Origin of the sequence: Flavobacterium collinsii (genome assembly GCF_946903285.1) — a bacterium.
GTDB lineage: Bacteria > Bacteroidota > Bacteroidia > Flavobacteriales > Flavobacteriaceae > Flavobacterium > Flavobacterium collinsii.
On the sequence record NZ_OX336425.1, the window covers coordinates 4,035,483 to 4,053,981 of the forward strand.

Genomic DNA, 18,499 nt, shown 5'->3' on the forward strand with positions numbered 1-18,499 from the left:
AATAAATTATTATTTTACTGAAAGATATTCTAATACATTTTTATTGATACGCTGATCAATATTATCAATATCTGCTTTTACGAACTTCTCTCCCAGAATATTTTCATACAATTCAATATATCTTTCGGAAACAGATTGAATATATTCGTCACTCATATCCGGAATTTGTTGTCCTTCCTGACCCTGAAACCCATTTTCGATTAACCAGCGACGCACAAACTCTTTTGACAATTGTTTTTGCTCCTCTCCTTTTTCCTGTCTTTCCTGATATCCGTCAGCATAGAAATAACGAGAAGAATCCGGTGTATGTATTTCATCAATTAAAACAATAACACCATCTTTCGTTTTTCCAAACTCATATTTAGTATCTACCAAAATTAAGCCACGGCTTGCTGCTATTTCAGTTCCTCTTTGAAACAAAGCACGGGTGTATTTTTCTAAAACAAGGTAATCTTCTTCAGAAACAATTCCTTTTGATAAAATGTCTTCACGCGAAATATCTTCATCGTGAGAGCCATTATCAGCTTTTGTAGTTGGTGTAATAATAGGTTCCGGAAATTTATCGTTCTCTTTTAAACCTTCTGCCATTGTAACGCCGCAGATTTGTCTTCTTCCGGCTGCATATTCACGCGCAGCATGCCCTGAAACATAACCACGAATCACCATTTCTACTTTAAAAGGCTCACATAAATGTCCCACAGCTACATTAGGATCCGGAGTTGCAATCAACCAATTTGGTACAATATCCTGCGTTAACTCCATAAATTTCGTTGCAATCTGATTCAGAATTTGTCCTTTGTACGGAATTCCCTTTGGCAAAACCACATCAAAAGCCGAAAGTCTGTCGGTTGCTACCATTACTAAAAGATTGTCATTGATATTGTAAACCTCTCTTACTTTTCCGCGATAAACCGATTTCTGATTTGGAAAACTGAAGTTTGTAGTTGTGATTGTATTACTCATTATTCTAGTGTTGTGTTGTTTTTTATGAATGCAAATTTAAAACTAATTAAAAGAAAAAAAGAACCTATTCAGATTCTTTTTTTTTTAGTCGCGGTCTCAGTCGCAGTTTACACTTTGCAAACTCTGATTCTTATTACCTTATGCATTTGTTAATTCCATATGTAAAATCGGATATGGTTTTCCGCAACCGTCTAAATCAGAAATAGATTTTACTTCAAAACCAAAATGTTTATAGAACTCCAGAGCTTGTACATTATCTTTATTAACATCAACTTTTGTCACCTCTAAATTCTGAATTGCATACAGCAAAAGAGCTTTTCCTATGCCTGTTCCAATTTCATTTGCCGAGACAAACAACATTTCTAAATTTTCATTTTTAGTGCCTATAAATCCAATCATTTTCTCTGCCTCATTTTTTACACCATGCAATGTTACGTGCTCAAAAAAGCCAGGAATCAACTTCTTATAAAATTCAAAATCTTCATTGTTTAAAAAATCGTGTGTAGCCTTTACCGAAGATTCCCAAACACGCATTAATGCTTTATGCTCCCTATTATCAATTTTGTAAATCACTTTATCCAAAATTTTAAATGTTAATTTCTAATTGTTCGTTTTTCTAAGTATAGTCACAGTCTCAGTATACGGTCTCAGTATACAGTCTCAGTATACAGTCGCAGTATACAGTCTCAGTATACAGTCTCAGTATACAGTCTCAGTATACAGTCTCAGTATACAGTCTCAGTATACAGTCGCAGTCACAGTTTACAGTTTTCAAACTGCGACTGAGACTGCGACTGAAAACTAAAAACTACTTGTTCAGTAAAGTCGAATTAAACAAATTCAGGATTCTGCTGTATTCGTCAATCCAGGAATAGGTTTCTTTAAATCCGTGTGCTTCAACAGGAAATGAAGCCAGACTCCAATTCTTTTTCTGAAGTTCGATAAAACGTTGTGACAGGCGAACAATGTCTTTATATTCTACATTATCATCTACCATTCCGTGTAACATTACCAGATTTCCTTTTAAATTATCAGCGTAATAAATTGGAGAACTTTTTTTGTAGGCCTCCGGATCTGTTTCAGGAAAGTTCAAAATGTTTCCGGTATATCCGTGATTGTAATGCGCCCAATCTGTAACAGAACGTAAGGCTGCACCCGAAGCAAATTCACCAGGAGTGGTTAACATTCCCATTAAAGTAATAAAACCACCGTATGATCCACCATAAATACCTACTCTGCTGGCATCAATTCCGTATTTTTCTACTAAATATTTTTTGCCATCAAGATGATCTGACAAATCTTTTCCTCCCATAAAACGGTAAATTCCGGTTCTGAAATCGCGTCCGTAACCATCACTTCCTCTATAATCTATGTCTAAAACCGTGTATCCTAAATCAGTCAGTAAATTATGAAACATATATTCTCTGTAATAGTTGCTCCAATAATTGTGTGCATTTTGCAGATAACCCGCACCGTGAACAAAAATGATTGCCGCTTTGTTGGCGTTTTCCGTTTTTGGTGTATACAATCTTGCATTTACAGGAGTTCCATCCTGTGCTTTGAAAGTAATTACCTCAGGTTCTCTCCATTTGTAATCTTTGAAACTTTCAGAAACAGAAGATGAAATTTGTTTTAAAGTAGTATTCTTTTTATTGTCGGCGACATAGAAATCCCAAGGAATATTTTTATACGAGTAACGCACCAAAAGTGATTTTTCATCTGGAGAAATGACTACTTCATGTGCACCGTCTTTGGTTAAAATAGATTCCAAAGTACCACCGGCAGCGGGTAATTTATAAAAATTTCTGTTTCCCGGATGTGTAGTGTTAGTCGTTAAATAAAACGTCTTTTTATCGTTAGACAGGGTCACATCACGAACTTCCCAATTTCCACTGGTTAATTGTGCCTTCTTACCTGTTTTTAAATTATAGGTATACAAATGGGAGTACCCTGTCACTTCTGACTGAAAATAAATAGTTTCATTATCTGCTAAAAAGCCAAGAACTCCCGAATCGAATGAATAAGATGGAATTCCGGGGCCAGCAATCCATGCATCATCATGCTGATGCTCAATTTCTTTAAACAATCCGTTCTCTGCATTCAAACTCACCAGCCATCTGTCTTTGTTGTCCTGGCTTCTAAGTTCAACAATTGCCAAAGAACCGTTTTCGTTATACACAGGAGCCTGAGCAGTAATCAATCGGTCTTCCTTTGCTTTATTTTTTAAATTATCGTAAGCTTCATAATACTTCGGATTATCCTGAATATGACTTAAAGTCGAGAAATTCACAAAATACACACTGTCTTTAGCAACAGAGTAAATTCCGAATTTCGTTTTGACAAGATTTGCCGTTGAAACCTTCTCTTTTGTATTAGGTGTTTGATTATAACCATCATCCGTTATAAAAACCTCCATTTTTTCTTTTTTATTATCTGATTCTTCAGCTAAACTAAAAGTGGCAAAATTTCCGTTTGGATTGGCTTTTAAATTGTAAAAGTTATCTTTTCCATAATAATATTCTTTAGCAAAATCAGATTTAACGGCTTTGCTTTTGGCAAGATTCCACTGCTTTTTGGCTGCTGCATCCCTGATAAACTGAAATAATTCTTTTTGTTGTGTCTTTAAAAAGGAATCTTTTTCGGGAGTTTTCTCCTTTTTTACTCCTTTAGTAAAGTTTGTTATTTGCAAAACGGTTCCCTCTTTTGCATTGTATTTAAAAATGTTGTCGTTTTGCTCGAAAAATACCGTCCCTTCTGCACTACCAAGTTCTACATTAGAAACCGGAGTACTTTGCTGAAGAATTTTTTTAACTGTTTTGGTACTGATTGAATATGAATACAAACCTCCTTTATCGCTATAATATACTACATCTGAAGTTGGTTTTCTTTTAAAATCCAGTTTCGAAAAAGCAGCTTCTTTGGGTTCCACCAAAACAGGCTTTACTGCTCCTTTTTGCCAGGAATACGTATTTGCGCCTAAATCATTGGTTGGATTCCATTCAAAATATACTTTTTTTCCATCCAAAGACCAGCGTCCGTAGGTAGGTTGATTTCCAATAAAAGATTCGCCTTTCATTATTTCTTCCAATTTCAAAGTTTGGCTATTGCCCGAAATCGCAAGCGTAAAAAAGGCAAGGATAAAAATGTTTTTTGTCATGGTATAGTTTTTTGATAAAACAAAAATACACTTTGAAAATTATTAAAAAAATGTTTTTACAACTTCACGCATTCAATCACTTATCATTATCAAAAAAAATCCCCAAAGATCACTTCGGGGATTCGTAAATTTTATGATACCATAAAGGCATAAACTTCCTGTACTCTATCTATTGCAAAAAAATGCTAAATCCTGAAAATGTTCAAAATTAACTAACAGCCAATTCTTTATTCAGAATCTTTGAGGCTATATATTTTGCAACTCCGTCTTCGGCATTGGTTTTAATTACTTCCAGTTCCGGCAGCGTTTCTTTTAACAAAGCCGGAGCATTTCCCATAATTAAACCTTTTCCGGTTGCCGATAACATTTGTACATCGTTAAACCCATCACCAAAGGAAACGGCTTCTTCTAAAGAAAACCCTTCTTTTTCTAAAACACGCTGAATTGAAACCGCTTTATCAACTGATTTATCCATGAATTCCAAACAAGTCGGCAAACTAAAAGCATGATGTAAATCACTTGAAGAATTTGCTAAAACGGCATCTTTTAAGGCTACTAGTTTTTCATGATTCTCATGAGAAAAGAATATTTTAATCGCTCCAAAATCTTCCAGCGTCTTATAATCCACTAATTCCGGACGGTATTTTAATTCGGCTTGAAAAGCGTTTAGTTTTTCATTTACCCTATTGGTTTGCCAAACATTTTCTTTGAATAAAACTACTGTGATTTCCGGGTCAATATCCACATTTAAAGCTGCTTTTACCACGTCGCTTTTTAAATCGAACGCAAAAAGTTCTTCTTTTTCAGGGGAATGAATCCTTGCTCCATTTGAACTTACAAGATAAACCGGAACTTCAAGTGTTGCAACAATAGCCATCGCATCGAGATGATGACGGCCTGTAGCTACCACGATAAGATAATTTTGATTGTGCAGTTCCTGAAAAATTGATTTGGTATAATCTGATATTCGGTGTTGAGGGTTGAGTAAAGTTCCGTCTAAGTCACTTACTACAACTTTTATATTTTTAAGCTTTGTCATATTAAAATTCAGGTATTTATCAGTTGCAAAAATACTGCTTTGTATGCAGAAGAGCAAAGATTTCCGGCTCTGAAAGCCCCAAATACGACAAGTTTATTATATATTTAACTATTTCGTTAAATACTGCATTTTAAACATTTAAAGCTTAATAATTCCGTTTTTGTATAAATTTAAAGCTTGTTCCAGAATCTTCTCAATTCTTCCTATGGGCAAATCCTCCTCAAAGTCGAGGAGCATAATTTTCATTCTGGATCGGGCTTCCTGAAGCAAAAATGGTTCTTCAAAGTGTTTCCCTTCTACAATTCCGATATAAGGTTGTTTGTATTTTTTGTGCATCCACAAATAACAAAACATTTTTCCTTTATAACAAAAAAAGGGCATACCGTATTTTAAAACGTTGGTAATGTCAGAATCTTGCTTGAGAATAATTTCTTTTACAGCAAGAAATATCCCTTTTATGGGTTCTTCTTGTTTTAAGTAGAAATCATCCAGTTGTTTCATTTTACAATTTAATCTATTTACTTTTTCAAATAATAAAATATTGCCTCAGCTTCACTTTTATTAAAAACAAAGCTATGAAAATAGGAGTTGTAATTCGACCATTCTTTAATTGCTAAAGCATCTTTATTGCCATTCCTTAACAAACTGTCTTGTTTTGTAATATAATCTCTAAAAAAATCAACTCTATACTTTTGATTTTTAATAGAATATTCTAAAAAATTATCCTTTGCTCCTTTGTTTGCGTGACAACCTAAACAATTCTTTTCAAAATATTTTTTTCCGATACCCTCCAGCAAAATCTCTTTTTTCTGCATCGCTAATTTTTCATAAAACTCATTTTTCTGAATTTCTTTTTTGTTACATGAAATCAAACAAAAAAATGATACGAAAATCAATATTTTAATTTCACATATACAGCTTACTTTATTCATCAAAAAAAATATTCGTTTTACACCTCTCTACTCAAAGATAGGTATAAAACGAATATTAATAAATGTCAAAACACATTTCACGATTTACATTTGACATTTTATAAAAAAATTAATCGTGATTTTCTATTTGTTTATAAGCGTCAATTACCTTTTTGACTAATCTGTGACGTACAATATCTTTATCGTCGAGATAAATAATTCCAATTCCGTCAACGTCTTTTAAAACCAGAATAGCTTCTTTCAGACCTGAAATGGTTCTGCGTGGCAAATCGACCTGTCCGGGATCACCTGTTATCATAAATTTGGCGTTTTTTCCCATACGGGTCAAAAACATTTTCATTTGCGAATGCGTGGTGTTTTGTGCCTCATCCAGAATTACGAAGGCATTATCAAGCGTACGTCCGCGCATAAAAGCCAAAGGCGCAATCTGAATAATTCCTTTTAAAATGTAATCTTCGAGCTTTTCATTGGGAAGCATATCTCGTAAAGCATCGTAAAGAGGCTGCATATAAGGATCCAGTTTTTCCTTCATATCGCCAGGTAAAAAACCCAGGTTTTCTCCTGCTTCTACCGCTGGTCGCGTCAATATGATCCTTTTTACTTCTTTGTCTTTAAGTGCTTTTACCGCCATTGCAACACCTGTGTAAGTCTTTCCGGTTCCCGCAGGTCCGACCGCAAATACCATGTCATTTTTTTTGATGGTATCTACCAGTAACTGCTGGTTAGGCGTCATGGCTTTAATAATTTTACCGCCAACACCATGAACTAGTATCTTGTCATGATCGTATGCTTTTTTTTCATCCTGACCATCACTCATGATTACGCGTTCGATTACATTATCGTCAATGTTGTTGTATCGGGTAAAATGAAGCATAAGCCTCTGAAACCTTTTTTCGAATTCATCCAAAACTTCTTTTTCGCCAAATGCTTTCAAAGTGGTACCTCTCGCTACTATTTTAAGCTTTGGGTAGTACTTTTTAATGATTTCAAGATGAGTGTCTTGAGCGCCCCAAAAGTCTTTTGGAGCGATGTCTATGAGCTCGATAATTCTTTCGTTCAAATGAGATAGTTTTAAATTAAAAATAAATCAGTTTTTATAAATCAGTAGTTGTCGGGTCTTTTTTAGTCGCAGTATCAATGGTGGTTTTCAGTTAGTGTGACTGAGACTGAAAACTCAGATCAATAATTGCAATTTATCATTTCATTTTTTCGTTTTTGCAATTACTATTACTAGCTTTGCATTTCTCAAATTTAATGAAAATTAGATTTAAATACTACCAATAGTTATAAACAAAATTATGTCAATAATTACCCTCACTACCGATTACGGCTTAAAAGACCACTTTGTTGGTTCGCTAAAGGGTAAAATATTATCTGAGTATCCAGAGGTTACACTTGTTGACATTTCGCATGACATTGACCCATTCAACACAGCCGAAGCAAGTTACGTTATCGGTGCATCCTATTTAAGCTTTCCAAAAGGAACTGTCCACCTGATCGGAGTAGATATCGAACGCAATAAAGAAAATCAACATATCGCCATGCAATGGAACGATCACTACTTTATTTGTGCCGATAATGGTATTTTGAGCATGCTTACGCAAAAGATTGTTCCACAGAAAATTGTTGCCGTCAATATACATGATCGATTCCCGAGTGAGTTTAGTGATTTGGATATTTTTATAAAAGTAGCCTGTCATATTTCTAAAGGCGGACTTCTTAATGTTATTGGTAAGGAAATTAAAGAAATAAAGCAGATCACAGAGCTACAGCCTGTAATTGCCAGTGATAACAATTCTATAAAAGGGTATGTGATCTATATCGATCATTTTGGAAATGTAGTCACCAATATCTCTAAAAGACAATTTAACGAAGTAGCTAAAGGACGATCTTATGAAATTGTGATGAAACCCAAAAGCATCAAGACTATTTTACCCAATTATTCAGCAATTGCGAGTTCGGAAAAATATCCAATAAAAACCTATGAAGGCGAAAAGTTAGCTATTTTTAACGAAGCCGGGTTTCTTGAAATTGCAATTTTCAGAAGCAATCCTTCCAAGGTGGGCTCTGCAAACAGTCTGTTAGGATTGAATTACAGAGATGTGATTACGATTAAATTTTTAACTTAGAAAATCAATATTGATTGCTAGATGGATTCTAATAAAAAAAAGTATATCGTTAATAACTTGAAGTGTCCAATTACTCATTTTGAGTATATTTCAAATTATTTCAGCCTAATTTTTCCCTTTATTTTTATTTATGCCGGTTTTAGCAAATATGATAAAGATGCAACTTCTTTAGGATTAATTATCTTTGCAGTAATTGTTTTGATTTATATAATTTTCAGAATAGAAAGTGAGAGAAAATTCAAAGAATTAAATTTCAGCAAAGATCTATCTACAAATGAAATTGGAAAATTACTAGAAATAAATGGATGGACTTTAATGGCGAATTCTAATACCAGCGGAATCATCAAACTAAACACAAGCACCTCCTTTTTAGATCAAGGTCAAACTATTACAATTATTAGGGTAACAAAAGAAAAAATATTAATCAATACTCAACCAAACGGAAGAGCTGTATTTACTTTTTTCAAAGACTTGCTCAATTATAATCAAATAAAAGAAGTATTGACAAAATAGGCGTTTCGTTTATATTTTTTTCTTCAAAAAAAGTAATTGTATTAAAAAGAAGAATCAATTTTGGTACTTTTGCGCGCTTATAATAGATTTTCAATCTAAAATCAGATATCTAAAATTACAAATATGTTTGTTCGAATAGTAAAAATGAGTTTTCATGAAGAAAAAATTCCTGCTTTTCTGGAGAATTTTGAAAGTGTGAAAGACAAAATACGAAATGCTGATGGAAATCGTTTTTTAGAACTGTATCAGGATAAAAATGATAAATGCATTTTCTTCACCTATAGCTATTGGGAAACTGTAGAAGACTTGGAAAATTACAGACAATCTGAACTTTTTAATTCTGTTTGGGACTTTACAAAAAAACTTTTCAATGCCAAACCCGAAGCATGGAGTTTGGATAAACTGGTTAGTTTAGATTAGTTTCAGGTTTCAGGTTTCATGTTTCATGTTATATACTGGATTTGAAAATTGGAATCTTTTAACGCAAAGAACGCAAAGATGATATTTAAAAGGTTTGATAAAACGCAAAGTTCGCAAAGGAAAGCAACCTGAAACTTGAAACCTTAAACAAAAAAAATTACACGATTAAACAAATAAACGAATAAACGTTATACATGAAATCAATCATTTTAAGAGAAATAAAATCCTTTTTTGGTTCTCCTATTGGCTATCTGGTCATTGCAATTTTCTTAATTAGCAATGGATTATTCTTATGGGTATTTGAAGGAGATTACAATATTTTAAACACCGGTTATGCGGATTTGACTCCTTTCTTTACTTTAGCTCCGTGGATTCTAATTTTCCTGATTCCTGCAGTTACTATGAGAAGTTTCTCTGATGAAAAAAAGCAAGGAACACTAGAGTTGTTGTTAACAAAACCTTTATCGATTTGGGAAATCGTAAACGGAAAATTTATTGGCTCTCTCTTATTAATTGTTTTAGCCATTATTCCAACGTTTATTTACGTAAAAGTAATATCGAATTTAGGTTCTCCTGAAGGGAATATCGATATGGGCAGTACTATAGGTTCATACTTCGGATTGTTGTTTTTGATTGCAGCTTATTCTGCAATTGGAATCTTTACTTCTACCCTGTCTGAAAATCAGATTGTAGCTTTTATTATTGCGGTTTTTCTATGTTTTCTTCTTTATTTTGGCTTTGAAGGTTTAGCGTCATTGATTCCAGGATCTTCTGGTATTATTTCGGCATTTGGCATGCAGGATCATTTTAAAAGTATGAGTCGGGGCGTAATCGATACCCGTGATGTAATTTATTTTTTAAGCATCACCGTATTGTTTCTGTCGTTTACTGTTTATCAATTAAAATCTTTTAAAGCGTAATGAAGTCATCTACTCAACAAAATATTAAAACATTAGGAATTACTGTTTTTGTATTAATCGTTTTAAATGTATTGGGAAGTTTATTTTTTCACCGATTCGATTTAACCAAAGACAAACGATATACCTTATCTGAAACTTCTTTACAGATCATAAAACAGGTTAAAAATCCATTATCGATCAAGATCTATATGCAGGGTGAACTTCCGGCAGATTTTAGGCGCCTTCAACAAGAAACCCGTCAGTTATTGGAGGAATTTCAGGCGTATAACAGCAATATTGTTTTTGAATTCGTTAATCCTTTAGAAAACGAAGACGACAGTATGGATGTTATCAAATCGCTTTATCAAAAAGGTCTTACACCCATAAATATTACGGTAGACGACAAAGGAAAACAATCACAGGCTATGGTTTTCCCGTGGGCTGTTGCGGTTTACAACAATAAAGAAGTCAATATTCCTTTGTTGAAAAACATAATGGGAGCCTCTACAACACAAAAAGTAACAGGATCAATTCAGCATTTAGAATATTCAATTGCTGATGCCATCAATAAAATTAGTAAAGACAGACAAAAGAAGGTTGCCATTATAAAAGGGAATGGAGAATTGAACGAGATTCACATTGCCAAAATGTTACAGCAAATTCGCGAAAGCTATTATATTGGTCCATTCACATTAGACTCTGTAGCCAAAAGTCCGACTGAAACTTTAGCTGCTCTTAAAAAATACGACTTAGCTATTATTTCAAAACCTACAGAAACTTTCTCTGACGAAGAAAAACAGGTTTTAGATCAGTTCATCATGAATGGAGGCAAAACATTATGGCTAATAGATCAGGTAGCTGCCGACATGGATAGTCTTTACAACCAGGCAGGCGCAACTCTGGCGTACCCAAGAGATCTGAATCTGAACGATATGTTTTTTAAATATGGCTTCAGAATCAATCCTGATCTGATCAAAGACGAACAGGGAAGCCCAATTAAACTGGCTACCGGCGAGCAAGGTAGCGCTACACAATATCAGGACTTTGTATGGAAATATGCTCCACAAGTGTACCCGACCAGCCAACATCCGATTGTGAAAAATTTGGGCGGAATCCGATTTGATTTTGCGAGTCCTATTGATACTTTAAAGAACGGAATTAAAAAAACGGTTTTACTGCAATCCTCTCAATACTCGAAAGCAATTGGAACTCCTGCTCCCATCAACTTAAATATTGTAACTGAAAAAACTTCTCCTCAGGATTATGTAAACAAAGGAAATATTCCGCTTTCTGTTTTATTAGAAGGATCATTCCATTCCGCTTTTGAGAATCGTGTTTTACCTTTTAAAGAAAACTCCTTTTTAGCAAAAGGAAAACCAAATAAAATGATTGTCATAGCCGATGGTGATCTGGCCAGAAATCAGTTGGACAAAAATATGATGCCAGTCGAATTGGGCTATGATCAGCGTACCGGAAACCTGTACGACAACAAAGATTTTATAATGAATTGTATTAATTATTTGTTGGATGATACCGGACTTATTAACATTAGAAGTAAAGATGTTAATCTTCCATTATTAGACAAAGAGAAAGTTTACGAAAATTACACACTCACGCAATTCATAACTATCGGACTTCCAATTCTAATTTTATTGATTTTTGGACTCGCATTTACCTATATGCGAAAAAGAAAATACAGTAAGTAGATGTTAATAAAAAAATTGCTAAACTTAAGATTGTTTACGATATATTTGTAAAACCTATCTTAGTTGAGGAAAAACTAAAGAAAAGAGCAAAAAAATAAAACAATAGAGATGAAATTTATAGTATCGAGTTCGTACTTATTAAAACAATTACAGGTTTTAGGTAGTGTAATTAACAGCAACAATACGTTGCCTATTTTAGACAACTTTTTATTTGAACTAGACAACAGCGAACTGACAGTTTCGGCTTCGGATCTTGAGACTACAATGTCTGCTACATTATCAATCGATTCTACAAGTAAAGGAAGCGTTGCCGTGCCTGCTAAACTTTTACTTGAAATTTTAAAAACGTTTCCGGAACAGCCTTTAACTTTTACGGTTGAAGAGAACAATACTGTTGAGATTAGTTCTAACTCTGGGAAATATGCTTTAGCATATGCTGCCGGTGAAGAATTTCCAAAATCAGTAAGTCTTGAAGAACCGTCAGTTACACTTGTTCCTGCTGATGTTTTGGCAACTGCAGTAAGTAAAACTATTTTTGCTGCCGGAAATGATGATTTACGTCCTGTAATGTCCGGAGTTTTCTTCCAATTCTCTCCTGAAGGATTAACTTTTGTAGCAACAGATGCTCATAAATTAGTGAAATATGCCCGTACAGATGTAAAAGCATCACAGGTAGCTGATTTTATTATGCCAAAGAAACCTTTAAATATCTTAAAAAGTATTTTAGGAACTTCTGATGCCGAAGTAAAAATTGAATACAACGATTCAAATGCGACTTTCTCATTTGACAATTATATTTTAACATGTCGTTTGATTGATGGAAAATACCCTAACTACGAAGCGGTAATTCCAAAAGAAAATCCAAACAAATTAATGATAGACCGTTCTTTATTTTTAAGTTCAGTTAAACGTGTGGCAATTTTCTCAAACAAAACTACACACCAAATTCGCTTAAAAATTGCCGGAGCCGAATTAAATGTTTCCGCAGAAGATATCGATTACTCTAACAAAGCCGAAGAAAGATTAACTTGTGATTATCAAGGAGATGATCTTCAAATTGGTTTCAACTCCCGTTTTTTAACTGAAATGCTAACTAACCTGCAATCAGATATGATTATGTTGGAGATGTCATTACCTAACAGAGCAGGAATCCTTACACCAGTAGATGGTTTAGAAGAAGGAGAAACTGTTACAATGCTGGTAATGCCTGTAATGTTAAATAGTTAACATCAAAACTTCTTTTTGTTACAGAGATTTTTTTTAGTTTCAAATTAAAGACATATCATTGTAAAAAAAAATAACATCGCTATTAACCAACCATTTTTTATACCTAGAAACCGCAATTCTTTTTTTAAGATTTGCGGTTTTTTATTTTTCTCTTTTTGTTTCTGCGTAGATGTTTCAGGTTTCAGGTTTCAGGTTTCAGGTTGAAATGCGATCAGGGATTGAGCTGATTTTTACCGCAAAGTGCGCTAGGTTTTTCTATACTCTGCATGTATGTTATAAATGTAAAAGTTCGCAAAGCTTTGTCTAAAAACATTGAGAACTCCTTACGTTGAAATCAACACAAACTTGAATTTGAAACCTAAAACAAATTTTTCTTATTTTTGTAATATGAAAATAGAAATTTGGTCGGACATCATGTGTCCGTTTTGTTATATCGGAAAAAGACAACTGGAAACAGCTTTAGCTGAATTTCCAAATGATAAATTTGAAATTGAATGGAAAAGCTTTCAGCTTGATCCAACCATCACACCGCAATCAGGTAAAGATGTTTATACCTTTTTGGCGGAGCGAAAAGGTTTTTCTGTTGAACAATCCATCGAAATGCATAAAGGTGTCACAGAACGTGCAAAAAGCGTAGGTTTGGACTATCACTTTGATAAAGCAATAATTTCAAATTCGCTAACGGCACACCGTATCATTCATTTGGCCAAAACCAAAAATCTTGGCGATCAAATGGAAGAAATTTTCTTTAAAGCTTATTTTACAGACGGAAAAGATTTAAACGATTCCCAAACCCTAATCAAATTAGGTACTGAAGCTGGTTTAGCCCCAAAAGAAGTGCAAGAAATCGTAGAAAACGAAAGCCTTTTCTTAAATGATGTTCATTCTGATATACATGAAGCAAATCAGATTGGTGTACAAGGAGTTCCGTTTTTTGTTTTTGACCGAAAATATGCCGTTTCCGGAGCTCAGCCAGTGGAGGCTTTTGTGAATACGATCAAAGAAATGCAGAAATAACTATTTCAGAACAGCTTTATTAACCTGGAGCTCAATTCTAAAAAAATAACCTTCAATAGCTCTATATCTCAGATATTCAAACAAATTCATATAGTTAAAGAATGAATTTGTTTGAATATCTGAGATTATAATTTATTCTTAAAACAGAGTAAGTCATTTATATACTTTTTGCATCAAAAAAAGTTAGACTTAAATTCTTCGGCGCTATTTACATACTCCTGTAATATTATTTTTTTACACCTAACCCTTTTAAATTCAATTGATTTAACACACTCAATTGCATAATTGTAAATTTTTCAGCTTTTAACTGTTTTATTTGTAAGATTTTGCAGTGTTTTTTCCTATATTTGTATGAATCGACTTTTATATATTAAATCTAATCCTGAGATTTTATGAAAAAGATGTTATCCTACCGCCTAAGATTTTTATTTTTTATCACATGTTTGGTAACACAAATATTCCTAAGGTATTTTCGATTTCAACTCTATACTTATTCCACATAATCTACACCTATCTAATACCATCTTTAGCATTAATAGACATTTCTATTTAGCATAGCTTAATTGATTCAAATCTATTACTTGAGCTTAGCAATAAAAAAAATCATAGCCAGCAACCTTTATTTTACCTCAAATTTTTTATTAATTATGAAACAAAATAAACTTTTAGCATTGATCCTCTGTTGTTTCGCTTTGCTATTATCCAGCTCTGTACAAGCCCAGTTTATGGCAGTTGAATCAAAAGATACTTTAAATGGAAAGCCAAAATTGACTGCAAAACTTCTTGGCAGATTAAAATTAAACGGAATTTACGATGTCAGAGGAAGTCTCAGTGGTAATAGCTCATTTCTTATTCATAAAAATGATGTTTCGGGAAAAGACATACCTGCTTTTAGCATGGACATGCGACAATCGCAATTGCGTTTTGTAAGTACAATACAACTCAATAATGGAAAAGAAATAAAATCAATGCTTGAAGCCGATTTTGAAGGAGCAAATAACACTTCTCAATTCAGACTACGCCATGCCTGGGTTCAATACGATCATTGGACGGTAGGTCAAACCTGGTCAAATTTTGGAGACTCCTCCTTGTGGCCTTCACCATTACTCGATTGGGATGGCCCTACAGGTATGGTACTTTCCCGCAGAATTCAGGTACGCTACACTGCTCGCTTTAAAGAAAACGGACACACTGCTTTTGAGCTTTCTGCGGAGTATATGGAACCACGTCGCTTGTACGATTACACCCTAAACCCCACTCAAGGTGTAGATTACGCGCCCTCCAGAGCACCTGATGCTGTTGCAGGCATAAGATATGCTTTTGACAACAAAGGCTTTATAAAAGTGGCCGGACTTTATCGTAGTGTTGCTTACGATTCTGAAAATGTTGCGGCCGGAGAAACACAATTTGATTTTGCTTCTCAAAATGGTGGCGGTATCACAGCAATTACAAGTATCTTTTTTAGGAAAAAATCAGGCTTAATAAATAATCTTCAGGCGCAATGGACAATAGGTAAAGGAATCGGTGATTATTTTCTGGCTGTGGGTGGTTCGGGGCTAGATGGTTTTGCCCGATCAGATTATTCGGGAAAACTAGACCTTTTGCCAGTACATGCAGGTTTTATTTCGTACGAACGTTTCTTCAATAAAAAATTTCATTCCATGATTATGGCCTCTTACAATCATTTTTATGACGGAGCTGCTACACAGGCCGGTTGGGACCGTATGACCAATTACCAGTTTACGCTTAATGCATCTTATGACTTTTTTGATTTCCTTACTGTCGGACTTGAACCACAAATAGGCTACAAACAATTACAATATGCAGATGGAAACACTCAAGGGGCTAACGCCGTTCGAATCAATTTTGGAATGTTATTCAATTTCTAATATCAGGATTAACCAAATAAATAATAAAAAAAATGAAAAAATTAGTACTCGTATTTTTGTTGTGCATCGCGACATCTATAACCTTTGGACAACAAAAACCCCGAATCATAATTCTTGCTACGGGTGGAACTATTGCAGGTGAGGGAAAGTCTTCGGATAGAGCCGGCTATACTGCGGGTAAAATTCCAATATCCGATCTTATAGGAAGCATTCCGAGCGTAAATTCGATTGCAGACATTAGCGGAGAACAAATATCTTCTGTAGGCAGTCAGGACATGAGTCTTGAAATATGGAAAAAACTAGCTACTCGTATCAATGAAATATTTAGTAAAAATGAAGCCGATGGCGTTGTTATAACACATGGTACCGATACGCAGGAAGAAACAGCCTATTTTCTTAATTTGGTCCTTCCACATGAATTACCTGTTGTAATTACGGGCTCTATGCGTCCGGCAACAGCTATTAGTGCTGACGGTCCTAAAAACCTGTTTGATGCTATTACGGTTGCTGCCGATCCTAAAAGCAGAAAACGTGGCGTTTTAGTTTCTTTTAATGAATCAATTTATGACTCCAGAGAAGTGACCAAAACCAGTACAACTAAAGTAAATGCTTTTAAATCACCAGATTCGGGACCACTTGGAGAAGTTTATGACGGTCGTGTAGAATACTATAAATCATCCGTGAGAGAAACCACTAAAGGAAGACCTTTTGAAGTGAATACAAACACAAAGCTGCCAAAAGTTGAAATTGTATATATGTATGCCGATGCCTCAGCTGATTATATCGATTATTTGGTAAAACAAAAAGTAGATGGTATTGTAATAGCCGGTGTTGGAAACGGGAATTTCTCTAAAGCTTTTACCGATGCTATTCAAAAAGCAACCAAAGCAAATATCTCTGTATGCCGTGCAAGTCGTTGCATTGAAGGCAGAGTCGTATTAGATGGTGAGACCAACGACAATGAACTAGGGACTATAGTATCTGATAATCTTAGCCCACAAAAAGCAAGAATTTTATTGATGCTTGGGCTAACGAAATCAAAGAATAAAAAAGAGTTACAAGATTATTTTTTCCATTTTTAAAATCTTTACTTACCACATTTACAACATTATCAGTAACTTTCGAATAAGATTCAATTCACAAACAATCTTGTTAATCTTCAAATTCATCACTATATGATACTACTACAATTTGCCATACTGCTTGCCATGATTCTTATTGGATCGAGACTTAAAGGAATTGGTCTGGGAGTAATGGGAATGATCGGACTACTTATATTTGTCCTGTTTTTTCATATGCGCCCTGCGGAGCCACCTGTAGCGGTACTTTTGATCATTCTGGCCATTGTAACCACTGCAGCTACATTACAGGCCGCCGGAGGTTTAGATTATCTAGTTAGTATCGCTGAGAAAATTATACGACGCAACCCCAAGTACATTACTTTTATTGCGCCATTTACCGTTTATTTCTTATGTCTCTTCGCCGGTACCGCGCACATAGTGTATTCACTGCTTCCAATTATAGCAGAAGTTTCTGCTAAGAAAAGAATACGACCTGAACGACCATTAAGTATTTCTGTTATCGCCTCTCATATGGCACTTACCGGAAGCCCAATGAGTGCTGCAACAGCCTCCTTAGCAGCTATACTTGCCTATTCTACCGCTGTTGTCGATATCATGAAGATATGTATCCCTGCTTGTCTCATAGGAATTGCCGCAGGTGTTTTTTCAGTTTGGAAAATAGGCAAAGAACTCAATGAAGACCCTGAGTTTATCGAAAAAATGAAGGATCCTGTATTTGCCGAAAGTATAGATAAAACATCTGAATCAGACAGAACGTTGAAACCAGGTGCTAAAACAGCCGTTTTCATATTCGCGAGTGCTATATTGCTTATTATTATTTTCGGGGCTTTTCCACAATTTCTTCCTTATGTAGGAGAAGGAGAAGCAGGTTTTGCTGTAGGAGCAGATGGAGCTGTTAATCTTACCGGATTGATTATTATGATTACACTATCGGCTTCGGCACTTATAATGATCGTTACAAAAACCTCCCCTATGTTAGTATCCAAAATGAGTCTGTTTACTTCTATGGCAACAGCTCTTGTATCAGTTCTTGGAGTCGTGTGGATGAGTGCCACTTTTATGGGAGCGAACAACAAATTAATCGAAAGTACTTTCAGAGACATCACATCAGAGTATCCCTTTACTTTTACTTTTGCGTTAATCATTATGGGAGCGTTAACATTCAGTCAGGCCGCAACGACCAAAATCATGATGCCAATAGGATTAGCATTAGGAATTGGACAACCACATCTTATTGCCATGTTTCCTGCTGTTAATGCTGATTTTATTTTACCAGGCTATCCCACGCTGGTTGCTGCAATGGACTTTGATCGTACAGGTACTACCCGAATAGGAAAATATGTAGTCAATCATAGTTTTATGTTGCCTGGTCTGGTCACTATAGCTGTAACTATAGCTTCAGGATTTTTGTTTAGTATGTTGATCTAAAAACCACCATACTATTTTTAATTACTACTTTGCTTTTTCTTACATACTTCATTGTAGTGTTTCAAAAAGCAAAGTAATAATTTACTTTTTTTTCTTCT

General features: G+C 34.7%; 17 protein-coding genes. 10 read left to right on the forward strand and 7 right to left on the reverse strand.

Annotated elements, in window-relative coordinates; genetic code table 11:
- Positions 1-9: 9 nt before the first annotated feature.
- The 7 genes from OGZ34_RS16555 to OGZ34_RS16585 all read right to left on the reverse strand — a co-directional run bounded on the left by OGZ34_RS16555 (position 10) and on the right by OGZ34_RS16585 (position 7,151).
- On the reverse strand, positions 10-963 hold the full coding sequence (locus tag OGZ34_RS16555; RefSeq protein WP_263360954.1) for a phosphoribosylaminoimidazolesuccinocarboxamide synthase: 954 nt from the start codon (positions 961-963) through the stop codon (positions 10-12).
- Between the two features lie 138 nt (positions 964-1,101).
- Positions 1,102-1,536 (reverse strand): GNAT family N-acetyltransferase, encoded by a 435-nt coding sequence (locus OGZ34_RS16560; protein ID WP_263360955.1) that lies wholly within the window; start codon positions 1,534-1,536, stop codon positions 1,102-1,104.
- Positions 1,537-1,771: 235 nt separating this feature from the next.
- Positions 1,772-4,120 (reverse strand): S9 family peptidase, encoded by a 2,349-nt coding sequence (locus tag OGZ34_RS16565; RefSeq protein WP_263360956.1) that lies wholly within the window; start codon positions 4,118-4,120, stop codon positions 1,772-1,774.
- 208 nt (positions 4,121-4,328) lie between these two features.
- Positions 4,329-5,159, reverse strand: a complete 831-nt coding sequence (locus OGZ34_RS16570) for a Cof-type HAD-IIB family hydrolase (RefSeq protein ID WP_173967493.1) — start codon at positions 5,157-5,159, stop codon at positions 4,329-4,331.
- A gap of 138 nt (positions 5,160-5,297) precedes the next feature.
- Complete coding sequence (locus OGZ34_RS16575) at positions 5,298-5,660, reverse strand: DUF1801 domain-containing protein (protein ID WP_263360957.1); 363 nt, start codon at positions 5,658-5,660, stop codon at positions 5,298-5,300.
- A 17-nt stretch (positions 5,661-5,677) separates the two neighbouring features.
- On the reverse strand, positions 5,678-6,091 hold the full coding sequence (locus OGZ34_RS16580; protein ID WP_396193432.1) for a c-type cytochrome: 414 nt from the start codon (positions 6,089-6,091) through the stop codon (positions 5,678-5,680).
- A 109-nt stretch (positions 6,092-6,200) separates the two neighbouring features.
- Positions 6,201-7,151, reverse strand: a complete 951-nt coding sequence (locus OGZ34_RS16585; protein WP_173967496.1) for a PhoH family protein — start codon at positions 7,149-7,151, stop codon at positions 6,201-6,203.
- Positions 7,152-7,389: 238 nt separating this feature from the next.
- Between OGZ34_RS16585 and OGZ34_RS16590 the strand changes: the two genes are divergently transcribed.
- The 10 genes from OGZ34_RS16590 to OGZ34_RS16635 all read left to right on the forward strand — a co-directional run bounded on the left by OGZ34_RS16590 (position 7,390) and on the right by OGZ34_RS16635 (position 18,401).
- Entirely contained in the window at positions 7,390-8,220 is an 831-nt protein-coding gene (locus tag OGZ34_RS16590; protein WP_263360959.1) for an SAM hydrolase/SAM-dependent halogenase family protein, read from the forward strand.
- Between the two features lie 21 nt (positions 8,221-8,241).
- Complete coding sequence (locus OGZ34_RS16595) at positions 8,242-8,733, forward strand: hypothetical protein (RefSeq protein ID WP_263360960.1); 492 nt, start codon at positions 8,242-8,244, stop codon at positions 8,731-8,733.
- A 123-nt stretch (positions 8,734-8,856) separates the two neighbouring features.
- A complete protein-coding gene (locus OGZ34_RS16600) occupies positions 8,857-9,153 on the forward strand; it encodes a putative quinol monooxygenase (protein ID WP_263360961.1) in 297 nt (98 codons plus the stop codon).
- Between the two features lie 194 nt (positions 9,154-9,347).
- Positions 9,348-10,073, forward strand: a complete 726-nt coding sequence (gene gldF / locus OGZ34_RS16605) for a gliding motility-associated ABC transporter permease subunit GldF (RefSeq protein WP_263360962.1) — start codon at positions 9,348-9,350, stop codon at positions 10,071-10,073.
- Positions 10,073-11,758 carry a gliding motility-associated ABC transporter substrate-binding protein GldG gene (gldG, locus tag OGZ34_RS16610; protein WP_263360963.1) on the forward strand — a complete coding sequence of 562 codons (1,686 nt, stop codon included), beginning with the start codon at positions 10,073-10,075 and terminating at the stop codon, positions 11,756-11,758. The genes gldF and gldG overlap by 1 nt, the downstream gene beginning before the upstream one ends.
- 108 nt (positions 11,759-11,866) lie before the next feature.
- Positions 11,867-12,985 carry a DNA polymerase III subunit beta gene (gene dnaN, locus OGZ34_RS16615; protein ID WP_173967501.1) on the forward strand — a complete coding sequence of 373 codons (1,119 nt, stop codon included), beginning with the start codon at positions 11,867-11,869 and terminating at the stop codon, positions 12,983-12,985.
- 387 nt (positions 12,986-13,372) lie between these two features.
- Complete coding sequence (locus tag OGZ34_RS16620) at positions 13,373-14,002, forward strand: DsbA family oxidoreductase (protein ID WP_263360964.1); 630 nt, start codon at positions 13,373-13,375, stop codon at positions 14,000-14,002.
- 647 nt (positions 14,003-14,649) lie between these two features.
- Positions 14,650-15,891, forward strand: coding sequence for a DcaP family trimeric outer membrane transporter (locus tag OGZ34_RS16625; RefSeq protein ID WP_263360965.1), 1,242 nt, complete (start codon positions 14,650-14,652; stop codon positions 15,889-15,891).
- A 32-nt stretch (positions 15,892-15,923) separates the two neighbouring features.
- Positions 15,924-16,973 carry an asparaginase gene (locus OGZ34_RS16630; RefSeq protein WP_263360966.1) on the forward strand — a complete coding sequence of 350 codons (1,050 nt, stop codon included), beginning with the start codon at positions 15,924-15,926 and terminating at the stop codon, positions 16,971-16,973.
- Between the two features lie 93 nt (positions 16,974-17,066).
- Positions 17,067-18,401 carry an anaerobic C4-dicarboxylate transporter family protein gene (locus OGZ34_RS16635; RefSeq protein ID WP_263360967.1) on the forward strand — a complete coding sequence of 445 codons (1,335 nt, stop codon included), beginning with the start codon at positions 17,067-17,069 and terminating at the stop codon, positions 18,399-18,401.
- Positions 18,402-18,499: the final 98 nt, after the last annotated feature.

Coding starts and splice junctions, on each gene's coding strand:
- OGZ34_RS16555 (WP_263360954.1), bottom strand. CDS start 963: ATGAGTAATACAATCACAACTACAAACTTCAGTTTTCCAAATCAGAAA.
- OGZ34_RS16565 (WP_263360956.1), bottom strand. CDS start 4,120: ATGACAAAAAACATTTTTATCCTTGCCTTTTTTACGCTTGCGATTTCG.
- OGZ34_RS16570 (WP_173967493.1), bottom strand. CDS start 5,159: ATGACAAAGCTTAAAAATATAAAAGTTGTAGTAAGTGACTTAGACGGA.
- OGZ34_RS16575 (WP_263360957.1), bottom strand. CDS start 5,660: ATGAAACAACTGGATGATTTCTACTTAAAACAAGAAGAACCCATAAAA.
- OGZ34_RS16580 (WP_396193432.1), bottom strand. CDS start 6,091: ATGAATAAAGTAAGCTGTATATGTGAAATTAAAATATTGATTTTCGTA.
- OGZ34_RS16590 (WP_263360959.1), top strand. CDS start 7,390: ATGTCAATAATTACCCTCACTACCGATTACGGCTTAAAAGACCACTTT.
- OGZ34_RS16595 (WP_263360960.1), top strand. CDS start 8,242: ATGGATTCTAATAAAAAAAAGTATATCGTTAATAACTTGAAGTGTCCA.
- OGZ34_RS16600 (WP_263360961.1), top strand. CDS start 8,857: ATGTTTGTTCGAATAGTAAAAATGAGTTTTCATGAAGAAAAAATTCCT.
- gldF (WP_263360962.1), top strand. CDS start 9,348: ATGAAATCAATCATTTTAAGAGAAATAAAATCCTTTTTTGGTTCTCCT.
- gldG (WP_263360963.1), top strand. CDS start 10,073: ATGAAGTCATCTACTCAACAAAATATTAAAACATTAGGAATTACTGTT.
- dnaN (WP_173967501.1), top strand. CDS start 11,867: ATGAAATTTATAGTATCGAGTTCGTACTTATTAAAACAATTACAGGTT.
- OGZ34_RS16620 (WP_263360964.1), top strand. CDS start 13,373: ATGAAAATAGAAATTTGGTCGGACATCATGTGTCCGTTTTGTTATATC.
- OGZ34_RS16625 (WP_263360965.1), top strand. CDS start 14,650: ATGAAACAAAATAAACTTTTAGCATTGATCCTCTGTTGTTTCGCTTTG.
- OGZ34_RS16630 (WP_263360966.1), top strand. CDS start 15,924: ATGAAAAAATTAGTACTCGTATTTTTGTTGTGCATCGCGACATCTATA.
- OGZ34_RS16635 (WP_263360967.1), top strand. CDS start 17,067: ATGATACTACTACAATTTGCCATACTGCTTGCCATGATTCTTATTGGA.